Origin of the sequence: Vogesella mureinivorans, assembly GCF_007644035.1 — a bacterium.
Classification (GTDB): Bacteria; Pseudomonadota; Gammaproteobacteria; order Burkholderiales; family Chromobacteriaceae; genus Vogesella; species Vogesella mureinivorans.
The window spans coordinates 1-272 of sequence record NZ_VMTV02000683.1 but is presented as its reverse complement, the minus strand read 5'-3'; the positions used below and the strand labels follow the sequence as shown (position 1 = coordinate 272).

Sequence of the window (272 nt, the reverse complement as noted above, 5' to 3'; positions counted from 1 at the left end):
GTCCGGCACCGCCACTTCGCCGACATTCGGCTCAATGGTGCAGAAGGGATAGTTCGCGGCCTGCGCGCTCGCGGTCTGCGTCAGCGCGTTGAACAGCGTGGACTTGCCGACATTGGGCAGTCCGACAATGCCGCATTTGAAACCCATGGCCCGTTACTCTCCGTCGCTGCCTTGCTGTTTCGTTTCCTTTTTTTCGGGCTCAGGGTTGAGCGCGAGGTGAACCTTGTGGGCGAATGTCGCGTCCTTGCCTTCGGCAAGAAGGGGCGCTGCAT

At 60.7% G+C, this 272-nt stretch carries 1 protein-coding gene; it reads right to left on the bottom strand.

The window, feature by feature from the left end:
- Positions 1-147: GTPase (locus FLQ44_RS17725; protein WP_206208956.1), on the bottom strand; the 147-nt coding region annotated here is incomplete at its 3' end.
- Positions 148-272 lie beyond the last annotated feature (125 nt).